General features: G+C 68.6%; 1 protein-coding gene. It reads right to left on the reverse strand.

The genetic code is table 11. The annotated features are described in order from the left end of the window. Nucleotides 1-207 (reverse strand): leucine-rich repeat domain-containing protein (locus tag ACYQ2W_RS27010; RefSeq protein ID WP_459874256.1); only part of this gene is annotated, 207 nt, incomplete at both ends.

Below are 207 nucleotides of genomic sequence, written 5' to 3' on the forward strand. Positions count from 1 at the left end.
TGTTGGAGTTGTGCGATCTCGGGGGGCAGGGCGGTGAGGCCGTTGCTACCGAGGTCGAGCTGGGTGAGGTGTTGGAGTTGTGCGATCTCGGGGGGCAGGGCGGTGAGGCCGTTGCTACCGAGGTCGAGCCGGGTGAGGTGTTGGAGTTGTGCGATCTCGGGGGGCAGGGCGGTGAGGCCGTTGCCACCGAGGCCGAGCCGGGTGAGG

This window comes from Endothiovibrio diazotrophicus (assembly GCF_054657215.1).